Annotated in this window: 16 protein-coding genes and 1 tRNA gene; 3 read left to right on the forward strand and 14 right to left on the reverse strand. The window is 43.8% G+C overall.

Translation table 11 applies throughout. The annotated features are described in order from the left end of the window. Window positions 1-28 precede the first annotated feature (28 nt). The 12 genes from PSE7367_RS02115 to PSE7367_RS02170 form a co-directional block, all read right to left on the reverse strand. Window positions 29-661: a hypothetical protein gene (locus PSE7367_RS02115; protein ID WP_041698296.1), complete on the reverse strand. Its 633-nt coding sequence runs from the start codon at window positions 659-661 to the stop codon at window positions 29-31. 10 nt (window positions 662-671) lie between these two features. Beyond that, the gene (locus PSE7367_RS02120; protein WP_015163716.1) at window positions 672-1,718 is read right to left on the reverse strand and encodes an RAMP superfamily CRISPR-associated protein; all 1,047 of its coding nucleotides are present in this window, start codon (window positions 1,716-1,718) and stop codon (window positions 672-674) included. After that, entirely contained in the window at window positions 1,715-2,221 is a 507-nt protein-coding gene (locus PSE7367_RS02125; RefSeq protein ID WP_015163717.1) for a hypothetical protein, read from the reverse strand. Before PSE7367_RS02125 ends, PSE7367_RS02120 begins: the two co-directional genes overlap by 4 nt. Next, complete coding sequence (locus PSE7367_RS02130; RefSeq protein WP_015163718.1) at window positions 2,218-3,231, reverse strand: RAMP superfamily CRISPR-associated protein; 1,014 nt, start codon at window positions 3,229-3,231, stop codon at window positions 2,218-2,220. The genes PSE7367_RS02125 and PSE7367_RS02130 overlap by 4 nt, the downstream gene beginning before the upstream one ends. Window positions 3,232-3,268: 37 nt before the next feature. Next, the gene (csx7, locus tag PSE7367_RS02135) at window positions 3,269-4,186 is read right to left on the reverse strand and encodes a type III CRISPR-associated RAMP protein Csx7 (RefSeq protein WP_015163719.1); all 918 of its coding nucleotides are present in this window, start codon (window positions 4,184-4,186) and stop codon (window positions 3,269-3,271) included. 40 nt (window positions 4,187-4,226) lie between these two features. Continuing rightward, on the reverse strand, window positions 4,227-4,778 hold the full coding sequence (locus PSE7367_RS02140) for a hypothetical protein (RefSeq protein WP_041698297.1): 552 nt from the start codon (window positions 4,776-4,778) through the stop codon (window positions 4,227-4,229). After that, window positions 4,779-6,092 (reverse strand): type III-D CRISPR-associated RAMP protein Csx10, encoded by a 1,314-nt coding sequence (csx10, locus tag PSE7367_RS02145; RefSeq protein ID WP_015163721.1) that lies wholly within the window; start codon window positions 6,090-6,092, stop codon window positions 4,779-4,781. It lies immediately after the preceding gene. Next, complete coding sequence (locus PSE7367_RS02150) at window positions 6,079-6,780, reverse strand: RAMP superfamily CRISPR-associated protein (RefSeq protein WP_015163722.1); 702 nt, start codon at window positions 6,778-6,780, stop codon at window positions 6,079-6,081. The genes csx10 and PSE7367_RS02150 overlap by 14 nt, the downstream gene beginning before the upstream one ends. Then, entirely contained in the window at window positions 6,773-9,175 is a 2,403-nt protein-coding gene (cas10, locus tag PSE7367_RS02155) for a type III-B CRISPR-associated protein Cas10/Cmr2 (RefSeq protein ID WP_015163723.1), read from the reverse strand. Before cas10 ends, PSE7367_RS02150 begins: the two co-directional genes overlap by 8 nt. Before the next feature lie 235 nt (window positions 9,176-9,410). Then, complete coding sequence (locus PSE7367_RS02160; RefSeq protein WP_015163724.1) at window positions 9,411-10,250, reverse strand: hypothetical protein; 840 nt, start codon at window positions 10,248-10,250, stop codon at window positions 9,411-9,413. Between the two features lie 388 nt (window positions 10,251-10,638). Next, complete coding sequence (locus tag PSE7367_RS02165) at window positions 10,639-11,586, reverse strand: dolichyl-phosphate beta-glucosyltransferase (protein ID WP_051037836.1); 948 nt, start codon at window positions 11,584-11,586, stop codon at window positions 10,639-10,641. Next, window positions 11,520-13,637, reverse strand: a complete 2,118-nt coding sequence (locus PSE7367_RS02170) for a 6-pyruvoyl-tetrahydropterin synthase-related protein (protein WP_015163726.1) — start codon at window positions 13,635-13,637, stop codon at window positions 11,520-11,522. Before PSE7367_RS02170 ends, PSE7367_RS02165 begins: the two co-directional genes overlap by 67 nt. 363 nt (window positions 13,638-14,000) lie before the next feature. On the opposite strand from PSE7367_RS02170, the gene PSE7367_RS02175 reads away from it, so the two are divergent. Next, window positions 14,001-14,474 (forward strand): peptidoglycan-binding domain-containing protein, encoded by a 474-nt coding sequence (locus tag PSE7367_RS02175; protein WP_015163727.1) that lies wholly within the window; start codon window positions 14,001-14,003, stop codon window positions 14,472-14,474. A 415-nt stretch (window positions 14,475-14,889) separates the two neighbouring features. On the opposite strand, the gene PSE7367_RS02180 is transcribed toward PSE7367_RS02175, so the two are convergent. Both PSE7367_RS02180 and PSE7367_RS02185 read right to left on the reverse strand, forming a co-directional pair. Beyond that, a tRNA-Tyr gene (locus tag PSE7367_RS02180) sits at window positions 14,890-14,972 on the reverse strand. Between the two features lie 128 nt (window positions 14,973-15,100). After that, complete coding sequence (locus PSE7367_RS02185; RefSeq protein WP_413773408.1) at window positions 15,101-15,937, reverse strand: prohibitin family protein; 837 nt, start codon at window positions 15,935-15,937, stop codon at window positions 15,101-15,103. Between the two features lie 422 nt (window positions 15,938-16,359). Here PSE7367_RS02185 and PSE7367_RS02190 point away from each other — a divergent pair, with 422 nt between their 5' ends. Beyond that, window positions 16,360-16,767, forward strand: a complete 408-nt coding sequence (locus PSE7367_RS02190; RefSeq protein ID WP_015163729.1) for a DoxX family protein — start codon at window positions 16,360-16,362, stop codon at window positions 16,765-16,767. Window positions 16,768-17,197: 430 nt separating this feature from the next. Continuing rightward, window positions 17,198-18,538 (forward strand): hypothetical protein, encoded by a 1,341-nt coding sequence (locus PSE7367_RS02195; protein ID WP_015163730.1) that lies wholly within the window; start codon window positions 17,198-17,200, stop codon window positions 18,536-18,538. The last annotated feature ends 74 nt before the right edge of the window (window positions 18,539-18,612 follow it).

Consider the following 18,612-nt stretch of genomic DNA (forward strand, 5'->3'; position numbering starts at 1 on the left):
CAAGGTGGGGTTTAATCGATAATAGAGATCAAGGCACATACTTAACCTTTCGCAAACTGCCATCCTCACGCAGCGCCACCACTGAAACCTTTACAGCCTGCCCCTCGGTCAGCTTCTTCGCATGTTTCGGTTCCTTTTCCGTCAATCGCACTGTTCCCAAAATCTCAAACGTGACCTTATTCCCCTTACCCAGACCAGTCACCACCGCATCCAGCAGCTCCCCCACCTGGAACTCATGCTGACTGGTGATCGCCGCGATCGCTTCTTCTCGTTCTGATCTTAGCTCCGTCGCCGCCATTTCCTGCAACTCTTCGATCGGAGTCGCCTCTGCATAATACCGCGTCAGCCTTGCTGCCCAGCCCAGAATCTGCAACAGTGCGGTTACATCATCTTGATAATCGAGCAAAAACTCCCGACATACCACCTCAATATTCTGCAAATAGGTCCTGGTGCGCTTACTGTGACCAATCTTGTCGCCCTGCTTCGCCAGGGTTGCCAAGTAATCAAAATACAGTTGCCCTGCCCCCGGTCGATCGGCAAAAGCCCGCAGGTAAGCGATCGTTTTTTTTAGTTCATTCGGATCAGCATCCGTTTTCGCCAGGGCGATCGCCATCCGTTCCGCCACCTGCATTTGATAATCGCTCAAGTTCTTTGTAAGCATAGATCAATTTCTAGTACAATGCATCTGCTTGCCAACTTGCATTTTTGCCTAAAATGGAGACCAACTTTGCTAATTGGTTCGCCTGAACCAGGTTTTGATGAGCTAAAGCTATAGATCTTACGATCAGGCTATTTGAGTCAGATTTAGGCATACTTCCCTGCAAATCAAAATAGCGACTTTTTATATCATCTCCATTAAATATCTCAGGTTCCACATTAATGGAAACCGTTCCAAAGCCGATCGGTTTGCCACCGCCAACCTTTAGGTTGAAACTATTATTCTGATCCTGTCCTAGGGCAATTAACAAAGTCCCCAGCTCAGCAAGGGAAAGGTTCTGGAACTGCAACTTAGTCTTAAACTTATATTCATCAACTGCAACTTGAGTATCTACTCCCTTATCACTTTCGGTTGCAGCCGAATCAAAGTTGTAATAGAACTTTCTGCCCCTGACTCTCTCATGTTCGTCATAGCACATGTGATGCCCTGGCCCATGTAAGTTTGGCATGAAGCATATATCTGAGGATACTTCTATGCAATGACAATCAAATATACTAATCAATCCTTGCCATCCCATAGAGCCAAATACACGGCATGCAGGACATATTTCACTCTTATTCTCTTTTTTGTCCTTTTCCTTGATTTCACATTCTTTATACTTTTTTGCTGCTCTCGCCTTAGTTTTGCATAAACAGCTTCGCGTAATCGCTTCAAAGACGGAGCGGACAACCCCTTTAAAAGAACTCCCAGGAATACGCAGGTGGCCAAGTGGACTGCTTTCCATAGTTTTGATCAAAGGAGCTGAATGTTTTATGTCAGTGCCCATTACCGTCAGGCCAGTTGATACATGCAAGGATGTCTTAACGGATAGGGTTACATGTAAAGCCCCATGCCAAAGATCGTGGCGGTAAATATTTTGTCCAGCTTTGGAAAGATCTTTTTTTATGGGGCGGTTAAGTAGTTCATATGGATGAGCTGGATCACAGCGTTTAACGTCAGATGGTAGTGGAACAAAGTCATAAGGCTTTGGGACATTTGGTTGCTTATAGGAATAAGTCATTTTCTCTCTTCCAGCTTAGGTTCTTTTAGGGTGAGCGCCACAAAATGCACAGTGCAGGTTTGCTTATTTTTAAAATATCTTTGTCCCATTGAACTATCTTTGGATTTAGGGACTTCCCCTACAAAGGGTTTAGGGAATCTGGTTTTATCTTGGTTCTTTTTATACAAATGAGCGTAGCGATCTTCGTATTCCCATTCCCCTGGTAAGGACTTAAATCCTTCAACCAGTTTCTTGGTAGTAAGCAATAAAACACTATACTCATTACCTTGTGGCTTCCATCTCAACTCGCTCTCACTATTGAATAGCTGCCCTGTTGGAGTAAGGCAATCGGCACTTGGCAAGCCCTGCTTAAACCCACTAACCTGATGCGGTTCGCGCAGAAAGTAATAGTTCTCTTCTTTTCTCTCAGTGATAGTTATTTGTTTAAATAGCTCAGAGAGTTCCTTTTGAGTAACATGATTCCGAAATCCAACATAGGCTTTATTACTACTTTTACTACTCATGATGCAACTCCTTTTGGCATCAATAGCTTACGCCATGCCCCAACCGCACGCTCGAATAATTCTTTAACATTATTAGAATCCCAGACAAGTTCAACTCCGAATCCTAATTCCATTGCTTCACCTGGCACAGATGTATCTTGAAAATCATCTTTAGGGAACCCATATGCTTCACATTCACTCTTACTTAGGAACATCCCAGCCCCCAATAAAGAAGTATGCGGCCATCCCGCAGTATTGCCAATCAACTTGATCTCTTCATTATCTAACACACAGCCAGGATACTGCACCACCACCCGATCGATCGCCACTTGTACCATTCCTAAACCGCGCGACTTGGCAAACCCCAGACCAAACCAGCCCTCATTGAGATCTCGCAACACCAGCCCAATCAAGGCAAGTTGAGCAAGGGTGAAGTTCTTAAGATGGATCTTAGTTGTAAATTTCCCTGCGGTACAGACCTGATAGTTAAACGGCCCCACCGCCACCGAGCCGAAGACCCGATCGATCGCTACGCCATTTCGTTCTTCGGTTTTGACTGCTACCTCTGGAGCGGGATAGGCATCTTCGATCCTAAAGCGACTGGCAACTGATGTGCTACCAAATAACTGAGTTGTAAAACAGGACATTTTGTACAACGAAGCTCCTGGATTAGGTTCCCTATCTTCTAACTTTTTATTCTTTTCACCTTTTTTCCAATCATCTAAATAGTGATTAGGGTTATTATCTCTACATTCACTCAGTGGATCGCTTGCCCAGAGTTTGTTTTGTTCATCACCAGGACGGCGATCGCTACCGATCGTTCTTACGATTCTTTCCGCATGGGCTCGGATCGCCCCTTTTAGCGAGCTACCTGGGAAATAGATCGATTTACCACCTTGATGATAGGTTTCTACAAACTCCATGCTCGGTTTAGTGGGATCGGCTCCTTCCTGGCCAGACTTGACTAAAACAGGGCCATCTGGCTCGATACTGATCTCAATGGTGCAATGATTAACTAATCGTTTATGCATTCCAATTCTCCAAGCTTAGAATTTTATTGGGAAGGTACTAAATACAACTAAGGTAAGTAATGAGTTCCTGTGTCCATTGTGTTTTTCTCTCTTCGTCCGAAGGAACCGGCTCGCGTTCTTGAGCTTCTTCCAGGCCGGCAAGCTTTTTGAGATATTTCAACATTTTCTGGGGATCTGGTTCGCTATTCTTTAATTTATTAGGGTTGAATAAACCGTCTTCTGGATCTTTCTCTACTTCTTTTGTAACATCAATCCAATTCATTTTATCGATCGTTAGTTTGACTACTCCTAAACCACGCGATCGTCCACCACCAAGCGGTATCTGCTCCGCCTCAAATTGATGTAAGCCAATCATGAGTAAGCCCAGTTCCCATCCTTCCGCATTCTCAACCACACATTTGAATTCAAACTCAGTGCCAGCAGGAACAACCTGATAGTTATAAAGCTTGCCGTCGGCGGCGGTTTCTGTGTCCCGATCGATCGATACCCCATCGCGTTCTTGATATTGACCAAACCAGGTATCTTTAATTACAGTCAAATCCCTAACCTGGAATTTACTGGCTAGCCAGGGCGATCCAAATAACCGCGAGATTAGATCTGTATGCCCAATAATATATTCATTTAAGCTACTCTCTCGTTCATATTGGGAGAGCTTCTCAAGACTTTTTTTGAATTCTGAAAGTTCTTCCGATCTGATTGACCATTCTTTTTCATCAGAGGGATCTGCTACTAACCTTCGATCGCTACCCAAAATGCCGCGCAAAAAAGATTCTAGCCGCGATCGGAGCGCTCCTTTAAAACTGGAACCAGGAATCAAAGGATTACCCAATGCATCCTTGATTACAGGCAGATCGGAGCCGATCGGTTCATTAGAACGACCAGCACTAATTCTGATCGCCGTAATTGTTTTCAGTGTTCCTGTTACTTCTAAACGATTTTTGAATATATCAAACATTTCCTATATTTGCTCTCAAAACATACTGCTATACGAAACTTTAACGTACTGGTTTAGCATGTTTATTTTTCTCTTTACGAAGATTTTCCATGATTTTATTTTCTCCTACAAGAGCTGTATGTTCTCGTGCCAAGTACCCTAAATAAAGGCGAGCGAGCTTTAGGTGAATTTCTTTTGTTAATGCGGCCTTTTGCTGAGGATTTTTAAGATACTCAGATACGTCATTATTCTCTGCGTCACTATTTTCCAGGCTGTTGATAATATCATTAGTATACTTGGACAACGCATTAAGTTCTTCTGCTAATTTGGTAGCAAAAAGCTTATCACCTAGAGAATGCTTCCAGATTGGACTTGAATTTGCCCTCCCAATTTGATACTTGATAAAACCTTTTATACTTTCCAAGGAAGCAGAAAATTCCATAGCCACTGCAAGAATATTGCGAAATGGCGTTTTTTTATCTTTTTGATGAATCTTGTAATCATGAGCGAGCTTCTGAAGCTGGAGTATAACTGAGTCCATTCGCAACCCTATCTCACTCTCGACTTTTAAATCCAATCTCATCTGAAATCTTGAACGTTTCTTAATATCCACTTATTTTGATTCCTCCCATAGGTTCAAGTGAAACCGATCGCAAACTCTGACCTGGCCAAACCCTTCGCAAGTGCGATCGCCCACTCCAGTTATTTCTAACTTTGCCAATCGCTCCAGCCAGTCTTCTTCATTCTCTTGACTAATACTAAATAAATATACTGCCCCCATTTTAGTAACTAGCTCAACATCTTTCTTGAGCCCCCAGGCAGCATTCCAGCCCGATAAATAGTCATAACTACTGTAGGCGATCTCTAGTTGTAAATCTTGATTATCACTGTTTTTGTTAACGAACTGTTGTAGCATTTCTGGCGAAATAATTGTCGTGCGCAACCAGTTTTCAGAAAGGATCGCATCAGATTGCAGATCGATCGTAAAATATAGCTTTTTAGGATTAAAATCTCTTCCGCCAAAGAGCTTTTGCCAGTCTTTATATTGTTCTTCCAGCTTCGCATTAAATGCTTTTACGCGATTCCCTAAAGCCTGCTGATTGCTGTTAGTATCGTTCGATTCAGCCTTAAGCTCTACCCTACCCAGCCCCCGCGAGATCGAACCACCAAAACGGAAGCTTTGTTGATTCGCCTGAATATAATCAATCAAAGCATTAGCTAATTCCTTATTCTCTAACAGGATTGAGCTTTTATATATTACTTGCTGATTATTTTTACCCTGCATCTCATTTAGCACCTCAATGCTATAAAGAATACTTTCTTCTGCGGTGTTAAGTTTGCGATTGATTCCAACCCTGGTCAGCAGTCGCTTGTCTATGCTAATAGAGTGATAGTTTTTTACTTCGCTATCAGTCTCTTCAGTACAATAGAAGCCTGAATAAGTATCAGTGCGATCGCTCTCTTTTCCCTCTAAATTTGGGCAGACTGGCGCATAAATCTGGTTGAGACATTGGGCACAAAAGCGATCGATCAGTGTATCAAACACCCCTTTCTTTTTGGTTTTATTATTATTTCTAAACCCTGAGTGTGTTTTTGCGCTGAGTGCTGTAGCTGGGAGTATGGAAATTTTTGAAGAGGCAATCCTGGCAAATTTTATCTCTTCCTCTAACTCATGCTTATAAATGGCGGGATAGGCATTCTGGAATATTGCTGCCCCATCATCCAGAAACAGCGACTTAAAATCATTCTCACTGGTACGAAGATGCTCTAGATTAGGCTGCGCTTGCTCAAGTATCTTAGCAGCGATCGCCCCTCTAATTACAGTGCCAGGGATATAATCACAAGCTTCACTGACCGAACCACCGGGCTTTTTCTTGCCGATCGCCAAAGGAGAAAGGGCAGTAATCGTTAGATCAACCTGCTGCATTCGAGCTTCCCTCCGTAGCTTGTAATTCCTGAATATCTGCTTCCGTTATTTGAAATGCGCTTAAATCCCATGACAGCCAACCCAATCCAGCAGACTTACTGCCACCAAGGGCATTGATGTGTTTTAGGGCTGCAAATATCAGGGGCTTAGCATAACCTGGGCGATCGGGAATGAAGTTGATATTGCCCTCAAACTTTAGTTCAGAAGCAGGAGGTGTAGTTTCCAGGTAGAATAATTTTTGATCCTTTGCCGTTCTTAATTTTCTACTAATGGTTACGCCAGGTCTAGTAAATTCAGGTAAGCTGGCCGTATCTTGTTTACAGATTAAATCATCAAAGAGAACATGAGAAGGGAACCTGGGATTACCAAAAATTTGACATATTTTGCAATAATTTCCCGACTGGCCTGGGGAACTCGCTCTCTGTGGGCACATATTCTGAGCGATCGGCGATCCACAAACATCCCATTCTAATGCTCTGCCAAGTTTCTCGCATTCGTGGCGCAGTCGCCCTTTGATCTGAGACGCAGGAATAACAAACCGCCCCATTGCATCGCGCACGATCGGCTTATCTGCCAATGAACCCGAAGAACCACCAGCACCAATACAAAGAGCTGTATCGATCGTAGCAGCGATCGTGATTGGTTCCGTTCGCCTATCGGACTGAATAAGACGAGCAAGATTAACCATTAGCTCTAACCTCCCTGGAAGATTTTGCTACATCGATCGGCTCCATTAAAACATTCTCTTCCTCAATGAACGGATATAGATCAATTAACTCGCGCCAGATTGTTTCGTAGGCAATTATTTCTAGATTCCCTCCCTCATCTTCTTTAGCAACACTCAGCCAGGGTGCTAAGTTACCTTTATTCTCTTGATTCTTCGGTTTACACCAGGCTTCTTCAAAATCTTGTTTTAATTTTTTCTGCCCTTTCTTTAACCTAGTGCGGAAATAGCGATAGTTGAGAATGGCAGTGTTTTTGCCAAATTTCAGGAGATCACGAATTTGATAGAGTTGGGATTTAGGGAATTCCAACTCCTTGAGATCACGAATAATATTGATCAAGCTATTTAATTCTGCCAGGGTATAGGGTGCAGCATATAATTTCAGCTTTTGATTCCTTTCTACGGTAAGTGCCTCGTCCCTGAATGAAGTAATATTGGATGAGATCATCGTTACCGCTTTCATCACAAGAAAATCGATCGTGCCGCCATAGTAGTTCTTCTGCGTTTTTAAGTTTTTGGCTTTCTTTTTGGCAGACTTGAGCAATTGGCTAACTAACTTATCTGCGTAATAGATAGGCGTGCTACTAGAGGTGATCAGAACTCCAGTGGACATACTTAATGATACTTTATTCAGAGATATGCCATCTTCCGAATGTCGATGAGTATCTTTTTTTGTATTATCATGCTCTAGCTTGTATTTTCTTTGGGCTTTTTCACGCTCTCGATCGAATTCACATAATATGTTTTCAAACTCCTCACCGATCGCAATAGCAATTTCCAGCGCCTTATTCGCAGGCACAATCAAGAGGACATCATCCCCACCGATCGTGATAATTTCAAATGGATGAATCCAATCGCCATTTTTGTTTCTTGTGTCCTGGGCAGACGATAAATTTTTGAGCTGATATGGATGGAGGTGCTGGGCAATCGCCTTGTAAACAGAATTCTCAGTCGCTTTAAAAATCTCCTGGCTAAAGATTTTGTATCCTTCAATATCAGTAATAGTCTGGATATGACCACCCATATTGTTGCCATCGGCATATATATAGGCAATATAACCATTACGATCGCCTATCTCAACAACACTCTGAACTTCACTTATTGCATTATTGCGATTGAAATCTGCATAATAATTATCACCAAGCCCTGGATTATCTTTTAGAAAATCTTGGAATTTCACAATCCAGCTATCAACCTCAAGCGCATCCCAATCTATACCTTGCGCCTTTTTTATCCTTTCCCACCAATCGAGATCTTCACCGCGCTTGGCTTTTTCACTTATCACCCGTTTTCTTGCCAAAGGCTCAGACATCCAGGGCTGACCGGGTAAATCTTCAACTTGAGCGATCGCGGTGCGGCTGTCATAGCTATCCCTGACCAGATAGGGATGAGTCTCAAACATGGGTGGATAGCAACGAGGCGATCGCCCTTCCTCAAAATCATTCCCATTACGACGATACTCAAATTTTGTGGCTAGTTTCGCTACCAGTTCATTAAAACTTTTTCGTTTTCTAAATACTTCCTTGAATTCACCTTCATCTGAAAGGCTTTTTGCATTGAACTGCGATCGCACGATTGGGCTATCTCTCTTCTCCCAATAATCATTCAGCCATGGCGTTTGCCGAATATTTTCTTGGTTAAGCAACCCAAACCGAAACTCCAGTAATGAGAACTTTTCACCAACAGCACAGGAATTCGCCGTCATCGTCTCGTCGGTATAGCGCTTCTCGATCGCATCAGCTAAGTGATTCACAAAGAACGCTGGACAAAGGGCAAGAATATTACCACCAGTTGAATAGATTTTTAGTTCGGGGATTAATGCTTGCTTTAGATCGCCAAAGCCGTTTTTATTTAGCCATTTATTTACTGCTTTTCTTAAGTGAGCTTGCTCATCTTTTACTTGCAAGTGAGTTTGATCATCTGTCTCGATTTCAAAAAAAGCAGGGAGATCCGCTAGATTAATTCGATCTAATAGAGCAGAAGCGCCTCTAATACCAGGCAGCTTGGCTGCTTCAAATACATACTGTTTGATCTTGGTAGCACCGCCATAGACCAGGCCAATCTTAATTTCTTGCTCTACCAGTTTGGCGTAATCATTATCATTGGTGAGAGTGTCGATCGCCTTGCCAAATTCCCCCTCTTGGATTTTAATATTTTGCAATTCTTGAACTTGCTCAACGATCGACGCAACCGCCGCAGGCACTTGATCGATTTGCCCACTTATTAGGGCATCCCGCATCTGCAAAAGCACTTGCCGATCGAAATTCGGCTCTTTTTGATCTCCCCAGGCCAAACACCAGGACAGGGCGATCGTGGTCTGCTGTTTCTCTTTAGCTGTGCTCTGGTTCTCTGCTGGCATGTTGAAGATGGATTCCTAACTTAAGCCTTGCCCTATCAGCAAAATATGACCCGTGGCGATCGCTTTTGCCAGATCTGCTCACATTCGGTTGCTGTGGTTAGTATGCACTAAATTCAGGGTTGCGATCGCTATTTATTGCAAAAACTTTACAAGAAGATTATGTTTATTTGTCTAAATTAAAAGATATTTACTCAGCTATTTATCTGATCTAAAAAGTTTGTAGTAATGATCGAACTTAATCAATTGCGCTCATAACATAGGCTGAATCAACCATTGCTACCATAAGTGATATTTTGTTATTAGCTATATGAACATAATCAACTTTTTTGCTATGTAAAAACGCTGTTAGTACATCTGATTTCGAAGGAATATAGACAACAATCATAGCTTTCTTGCTAAGTTGGTTTGCGATCTGATTCAGGGATTGCTTTAGCTCAGGCTCAGACTGAGGTGCATTTACAATATCCAACAATACAGCGCAGTTCTCATATCTATCATCTTGTCTAATGGCAATTTCCGGCGTGATTCTGAATCTTCTTTTGCTTAGAATCCTGTATTCTGGAAGTTTCTTAACATCTGCTATGGATTGACCAATAAGCAAATATATAATTTGTAATTCCTCTATTACCACTTCTTTGGCTACTGCTCTTTCAACAAACTCTAACCGCTGTCGAATTTCCCTTGAAATCTGATTATTTACTTCTCGCTTAATAATGTAATTCATTTCCCGATCGACTATACTTACAATCTCTCGCTTCAACGATTCGGTGATTTTTTCTTCAGCTTCCGTAAGAGTTTTGCCGTAAATAAAGACCGCGATCGCTCCCAAAACCCCAACAAAGACAAGGAAATAGTTGAAATTATTACTTAAAGAGTCAAAATTGTTAGCAATTTTCTCATTTGCATCCTGCAGAAACTCGATCTGCTTTAGCAGAATATCCACATCTACGCTAGGAGAAGGAGTCGGAATTGGGGTTGGCGTAGGGCTAGGGCTGGGCGTAGGTTGAGCCTGAGCAACAAGAGCCACCAGATCGAACAGATGCCAGTGTATAGATTGCAAATTCAGTAAATTCATAGAATATCGGCCACCACCATAAAACTTGCCCAAATTATAGGTTTAAACTGAGCCGCATTACTATTTCTAATTCATCGATCGCCAAAGACCAACTACAGCCGATCGCCACAACGCATATTCTATCCGACATTCCGCGGTTTACTTTGGAAAATTAATAATTAAATTGATGATGCAATCCCAAAGCCCTTATTACCACGTAGCTTGGTCAATTTCACAAGAAAACAAGAGAACTGACTTAAGACTGATAAGCATATATACTGGCTCATAATAATTTGTCCAAATGCCATATATAGAGTTTTAGATTGTTTGGGGTACTACATATAGCGTCAATATTTAATTGATCAATTTCGTTTTATAAGCGCGGAATGTGGGTTCTATTAACTTGCCACTAATGCATCAAGCGAATCCGCACCAGATCAACAAACATCAACAGCGGATCGCGGAACACATTCACCTTACTACGCGTATCATTGCGCCAGACCACCGGTACCTGAGCGATCGTAGAGCCAGCCCGATGTGCCAGATAGAGCAACTCCACATCAAACCCAAACCCAGGAATTTGCATTTGGGCAAACAACGATCGACAAAGATCGCCCTTAATTAACTTAAACCCACATTGGGTGTCTTGGATTTGAGCACCGATCGTGAGCCTGGCCAGCCAGTTGAAACCTTCGCCCAAAATCGTACGATAGAAAGGTTGGCGTTTACTCACCAGGGTTTGATCGCGCCTGGTGCCGATCGCAATTTCATAGCCACTTGCCAACTGGGCTTGCAATTTAAACAATTCCGGCAAAGGAGTCGAACCATCCGCATCAGAAAACAAAACCTGCTCCCCTCTTGAGGCCAAAACGCCTGTCCTGACGGCGCTGCCCTTGCCTTGATTGGTAGGTAACTTGATTAATTTAATTTGGCCGATCGCTTTAGCCGTTGCTCCGGTTCCTGCATCTTGCTCAGTCACATCATTGGCCGTATCGATTGGATGATCATTCATATGATCCTTGATCAACTGTGCGGCCGCGATCGCCTCCACCACATCCACCGTGCGATCGCTACTGCCATCATCAACCACAATTATTTCCCAGGCATAATCCAAGCTATGCAAGTATTGCAAAAACATCGCCAGGGTTTGGGGGATGCGTTCCGCTTCATTAAAGGCAGGAATGACTACCGATAAAAACGGTCTGGCTAATTTATTTACAGTCGCTACCTCAGGGGGCTGGGGCGATCGCACCGCAACCGATTTAGCCGCCTGTTCAAGGGCTGAGGCTGCTAAGGGATGGCGTTGCTTTCGGGGGGAGCGTCGCACCAAACCTGTTTGCGCCAGGGCTTTAACCATAACAAAATACCTATACCGCTGCCAAAACTAATCAAATAACCAAGCCAATTGCTGAGCGTGCCAAGATAACGCACCACCACCCGATGCTTACCTACGGGCATGTTGATCGCTAACCTACCGCGATCGCCCAATCTGGCCGGAACATACTTACCATCAATTTCTACTCGCCAGCCAGGAAAGTAAAAATTACGTAACAACAGGCGTTGACCTGGCAAATCAGGATCAAAATCGCGCTCTAGCTCTGGATCTAAGCCAGGTTCTGAGTTCGCATCTGCGGCCAAATTAACCACAAATTCTCTGATCCCAAAATCCCAGCGCTTCACGTCCAGGCCATTGCTACTGCCATCCGCCCATTCCAACAGGTCATAATCCCGATCGGGAGGCATGGGAAAATTAACCCCCTGGGCTCGATATTCCGGTACGTCAACTAGCGCCAAGCCATCGGGAAAAATCCAATGCCAGTAAATAAACTTTTTACCCTCAGTCTCAAAGGAAGGCGGTTCGTTGGGGAATTGCTTTTGCGCCGCCAATTGTTCAAATTGCTGAATATCATTAGCTCTGGCCTGGGTGTTGCTGACAATATCCCAACTCAACCACACAAACCCAATCAGGGAAATTAAGACTCCAGCGATCGCTGCTTTTTTGAGTGGTTCGATCGTCTCTGGGATTTGAATCTGCACACTAATCGCATTGAACCAGCGCTGCACCCGAAACAACAAATAGCCCCACAACAACGGATATACGATCGAAGGAATGCTGAACCAGCGGAAGGTAAACTGAATCCGATTTAATGTAGGCACCAGTTGATAAATCCAACCCAGTGCATCAGTGGTCATCAGCATGGCGATCGTACCCATGATCAACCACACCAGCACCGCCTGCTTCAGCTTGATAAGTCGATCGCGGTCGGCAGGCCGATCGAAGGTTTGCAATAGTCCAGTCGTGTCTTCCGATTGACGATCTTGCCGATCTTGACGGTCTAAGGCTAAATGCTTGAAACGATGATTAAACCAATAAACATAGCCCAATCCCAGGGTTACCAGCACCACCAGCCACATCGGAATTAGCTTCGAGTCAAACCAATGCTCGGTAAAATGGGGTTGCAAAGTTAAAACACCATCCAACATCAACCGATACTGGGCTTGATATTCATGGATGAAGGTGAGCATTTGCAATTGAATCTGCTTTTGCCCCATGATCACGGGCACAAGAAAAAAGCTAGTCCAGGCGATCGCCAGACCAAACCCTAAATAGCAGGCTTTAATTGTGGTTAAGTAGTGCTTAAAGCCCTTGCCCAGTCTACGGTTTTTTACTAGCAGTGGGAACGGCCACCACACCATTGTAAAAATGAGCAAAGTGGGCAAATGGGACAAGACCAACATGCCATAGGCGATCGCTAGCGTTACCACTCGCAGCGGCTTAGGGCGATCGATCACTCGCTGCGTAGCCCACAGAATCCAGGGGATAAACACAATTGCCCAAACTTCACCCAGGGCACCACGCATATAAATATCAGCCAGGAAATAAGGCGCGATCGCCCCTAGCCCCGCTACACAAACTGCAATCCACTTAGGAAAATACAACCGCCCATACAAATACATGCCCATGCCCAGGGTAAAGATCGCCAACACCATGCTGGCAATCAATGAACCAGATAAACTCAGACCCAGGGCACGAAATGGCAACGTTGCCGCCATACAAATCGGCGGATAAAAAGCAAAGGTGGCATTGCCAAACCCAAAATTAGAAAACTCCAGCCAGCGGGGATAGAACTGCCCACTAAAAAATTGGCGCTGATATTGAAAGGCCCAGCTCAAGTTGAAATGGGTAGAGTGGGTGATCGGGTAGCTATGCAAAAACATTGGCACTGAGGCTATTAATGCGATCGCCAAAATTACAGCCACAGGAGTTGTGGTTGCGCCAAAGAGCGATCGCCAACTTGGCCAATTTGGCAACCAGGTAGCTTTGTTTATAACTGGTTGAGATTCATCACTAGATAAGCTTTCCGGTGCTATTTTGCGTGCTCTCCGCTGTTTAGATGAGTTTGCCATATGCTCTGATATATCTGTTTCGTAAGCCCAATGCTTCTAAATCTTACGCCCAAATTAAACCCAATTCCAGGCAATTAAATCGCCATATTTGACGTTGGCTGTTTTTTCGCCGATTGTTTTTGAATTATTTCTATTTAGACGATCGTTAAGAGCTAGCAACTCGATCGCGCCATCCTATTTATTCCCCATAACCAACTACTAATTACCCTCAAAGCCAGATTTAATCATGGCCAAGGTCTATGTCATTGAGTCCCAAATCATCCGATCGGATGATACCGAGCAGAGGAAGTGGGCGATCGTTTACTCTCGCTACCATAGCAATGGGAAATTCAAGATCATAGACATGAACAGACGGTAAGCACTATGCAAACACTAATTAGCCAACCGAGCATTAAGCCAAAATGTTGCAAGCCAGAGCTACAGACTGGCACAAGTGGCAAGCAAGTAGTCGAGCTACAAAGACTTTTAAGCTATTGGGGCACATATCGGGGGAAGATCGATGGGGAATTTGCGCAAGCTACCAAACAAGCCGTAGAGACTTTTCAACGCAAAGTATTTTTGACTGATGACGGCATTGTCGATCCCTTCACTTGGCAGGCCTTGTACGCTGGTTGCCCAGTGGATATGCCAGTTTTGAAGTTGGGTAGTGTGGGGCATTTGGTGGTGCTATTGCAACAGGCGCTCAAGGCAAATGATTATTTCTGGGCTGATGTGAATGGGGAATTTGATTTGTTTACTGATATTGCAGTGCGTGAGTTTCAAAAGCGCTGTGGATTGGTGATTGATGGCACTGTGGGCTTTCATACCTGGCGATCGCTCAGTAAGCTGCCTCATTAGAGATTAATTGCATTGAATAGCTTCAAGTAACTAGCCACTGAGAGCAAACAAGTTCAACCAAGTTACGGCTATGGGTAAGCTGGCTGAATGTGAATATAAATATATAAGCAATATATCTCAACTGAATATTTTTTATCTATAGGCTGATCCTAAATCTGCTCGATGAACTTACCTATACAAGTACAAGTAACGCAGCAAGATAAGATCCAGATTCACCCGTGTTTTGATTAAAAGGTCTTGATCACCAGAGATGATCGCATCCACTACCATTGAGATGAAGGCGATCGAGACTCAAAATATTCAATTTCAATTGATTTTAGATTTTATAAGAGGCAATCTAAAAAACAAAAGCCCCCTATCAAATCATTTGGGGACTTATAGAAACAATAGATTATTGCAGGAATAATTTAAAAAATGGGCCGAGCTGGATTTGAACCAGCGTAGGTATAAACCAGTGGATTTACAGTCCACCCCCATTAACCACTCGGGCATCGACCCTCAATGCCGATATATCATAGCATGCGATCGCCATTCTCAACCAGGTAGATCAATCAAAAACGATCGCATGTTTGCATAATTTGCTAGTAGTTAGCGATTCTGCTCTGATGCATAACCCTAACTTGATGCTATTTTGCCATTTCCTCTAAATCCTTCAAGTTAAATAGAAATGGAATTGCACCACCAGCGCCCGAAGTGTCACCATTGAGCACCAGCACATTTGGCATTCTCGCGCCACCATTGCGCCAGGCTTCGATCGCTTCTTTTTGTAATACTAACTGGCCACCCTGAGCTTTAAGGGTTTCTGCCAATAGTCGTTGTGCCTCGGCTTTACCTTTGGCGCGATTGATATCTGCCTGGGCTTGTTGGGAGGCTTCTTGAGCTACAAACACGGCTCGGCGGGCGCGTTGCTCGGCAATTTGCTTTTCTTCCACCGCCTTAGCAAATTCCGGTGAGAAAGCCAGATCGACAATACTGGTATCCAGAATCACCAGGCCATACTTATTCAAGCGGCTACTAAGGGCTTCATCAAAGTCATTTTTTAATTCATTGCGCTGCGTAATCGCCTCTTCGATCGTGCGGCGAGCGGCAGCAATTTTAAATGATTCTTGGGTTTGGGGGGCAATAATTTTGGCCACAATATTTTGCAAACTACCCTGAGTTCTCCTAATTACCACTACTTCGAGTGGATCGATCCTAAAGTTGATCGCAAAACTGGCAGACAGATCCTGCAAATCTTTGGTGGAACTTTGGGCTGGCACTTCAAATTTCTGCACCTTCAGGTCATATAAATCTACCTGCGAGATGAATGGCGGTTTGAGGTGAATTCCCTCAATCAGCGCACCATCCTGGGCTTTACCCAATATACTCAAAACCCCAGCTTCACCGGGATTAATAATCACAAACGAATTGAGACTGACCAGAGCTGCTACAGTTAGCAAAATTGCGGCGATCACTGCTTGCAAGCTTTCGGTTTGACTCTTTCTCAAGGCACTTTTCTCCTTTAATGTATTTTAGGGTAGTTTAAGAGCTTAGATTTAGATATTTGCTAAGACTTAGATCCTACCAACCCATGGTAGCCAATTTTTTGAGCATCGCTGCCCTGCCAGATTTCAACATAAGATAGGCAAAGATTGCGATCGCATTAGCCTTGTAGGCATCCTAGCGATTTAATCCCAAAGCCAAATACTTGAATAGTCTGCAGCTACCTAGCTGGTAAAAATCGATCGGCTCAGACAACTCAAGTAAGCTAACACAATTGTCGAATCTAACCATAGTATTGGGCGCTACCCAGTTACCATAACTATAACTATGTATAAAACTATGTATAACTTTATATTTTTGAATACCTCATATTTTTGAATAACTAATCTAGGTTCTCCTCACCATGAATACGCAAAAATATATCCCTCTGGTTGCTCGCACTTTTATCGCCCTAATTTTTTTGCAATCGGCGATCGGTAAAATCACCGACTTCCCTGGCCTGGTGGATACGATCGCTGGTAAGGGTTTACCACTGGCGTTTGTAATGGCAGCAGGTACGATCGCGTTTCAACTGTTGGGTAGTATCTCACTGATTTTGGGCTATAAGGCAAAGTGGGGTGCTTTGTTATTAATTTTGTTCCTGATCCCCGCCACGATCGTGTTTCATAACTTCATTGCTGACCCATCCCAAAAGATCGCTTTTTTAAAGAATTTGGGGCTAATGGGTGGGGCGCTGATGGTGATCGCCTATGGCTCAGGGCCGCTTAGCTTGGAGCCGCAGGCAAAGACTGGATTATCTGAAGCTGAGTAAACCCAATTGCTTTAATACCGATTGCTTCTTTCAGGGGGGAATTGCGCCTTAGCAAGATGGACAGGTTGGTCTAGGTTGGTCTGAGACTAGGCGATCGTTTTCACTTCTATATTTAACTTGGATTAGCGCTAGACTCCGATCGACTCTTTTTTATGATCTCTACGTCAGACAGAATTTATGGTTAGGGTAGGTCAGTCAGTCACTTACCAACATTAAGTTTTTTGGCACTTGTCTATTTATCTGCCGATATGGAAGCATACTAAAACATGCTGATTTAAGTTCTTGAATACTGGATCAGCATAATTAGGGAGCTGGATTTTCAGTGAATACTTGAATACTTGAATACTTGAATACCTAGAGTTAACTTACAGGCTGGCTATCTGTAATCACTTGCTCACATAATTCTTCCTAACTTAGAGTTTTAACCACCATGAAAAATCTATCTATTTTTGCCTCGGCTCTTTGCCTGTATGGTCTCATGGCAACGCCGATCGGAAATCTGGCTGGGATCAAAACCATGCCTGTTGCTGCGCAGACCGTAAACGGATTCAATGTAAAAGAAGTACGCTATGGGCAGGGAGGAATGTTTCAGCAACAACCCGATGGCTCCTGGCTCGAAAAAAACCGCGATGGACAATTTACTTTTCAAGAAACCAACCGCGATGAATGGTCTGTCTATCTAGTAAAAAGCGATGGTGCCAGGGTACAGCTTGACCTGTTTAAAAAAGAGATTATTTTAAATGGTTCCAACAAGCTCTATGACATCCTTTCTTCATCTGCAACCAGCAGTATTTCGCAGTCGAGCACGCCAAGAAATGCAGCAACTAGAACACCCACCTTGCCCCAAAATGATGCGAATCAACCTGTAAGTACAGAACCATTGCCAGGTAAACAGTGTGTTTATAACAATGGGCTATATGTCCTAACGGTTGACTGGTTCGATCCGGCCACAATTATCTATACAGGCGGAAATACAAAGGACTTCTCTAATTATGAGATGACCGAAGATCCCCATTCCAGCGAAAACATTACACTGGGATACAGCTCCTGCACTAATGTCAAAAATCGGGTTGCAGTTGTCCGCATTGTTGGCCATGATATTGCCAATGAAGGAATCGTCATTGCTGCTGGAGCCGTCACTGGGATCGTAACCGGTGCCGCTGGTGCGTTTGCCTGTGTAGCTACCGCTGGTACAGGTTGCCCAGCAGCAGCAGCCGTTGTCGGTGTAGCTACTAGCGCTGCTGTTTCGGCCACTGGATTAGCCCTACCGGATATTGAGGAGATCGCTTACCTTGGTTCGCCAGGTACAGAGAAATATCTGGATGTTTCCGGTACACTCTGGACTGTGAAAACTTCACAAACTGTCCCGTTAAGCCGATCGCGGAATGCTTTTCTTGAAGATCCGATCGTCAGGGGTGCGGCCAATTTTATCACCGATGGCGATCCTGGTCCCAAGAGCATCACCTTCAACAATCAATCCGGCTATGTGGCCAAGATGACGGTGATTTATCACGAGTATAAAGACTTTGGCAATGGGGTGATTGTGACACTCCCCGTAGTCAAAAGCTCCGGCGATCTACCCTTGGGATTTTCCAGGCATGTTGACATCCCCGAAAATATTGCCGATATCCCAATCACAGTAAGTATCACTGGTACAGCCACAATCAAAAGTGACATTTACTCCACCACTATTCCGGCCAACTTCAGGGGCAACAAATGCTTTAAAACCTGGGCCACAATTTTTGATGCTAAAGCTGGTACTTGCAATTAATCATTAACGCCCAGGCATGATCTGGGATTTAAATTAAAATAAGGAGCTAGATCGATTCAATCTGGCTCTTTTTG

It is taken from the genome of Pseudanabaena sp. PCC 7367 (genome assembly GCF_000317065.1).
GTDB classification, from domain to species: domain Bacteria; phylum Cyanobacteriota; class Cyanobacteriia; order Pseudanabaenales; family Pseudanabaenaceae; genus Thalassoporum; species Thalassoporum mexicanum.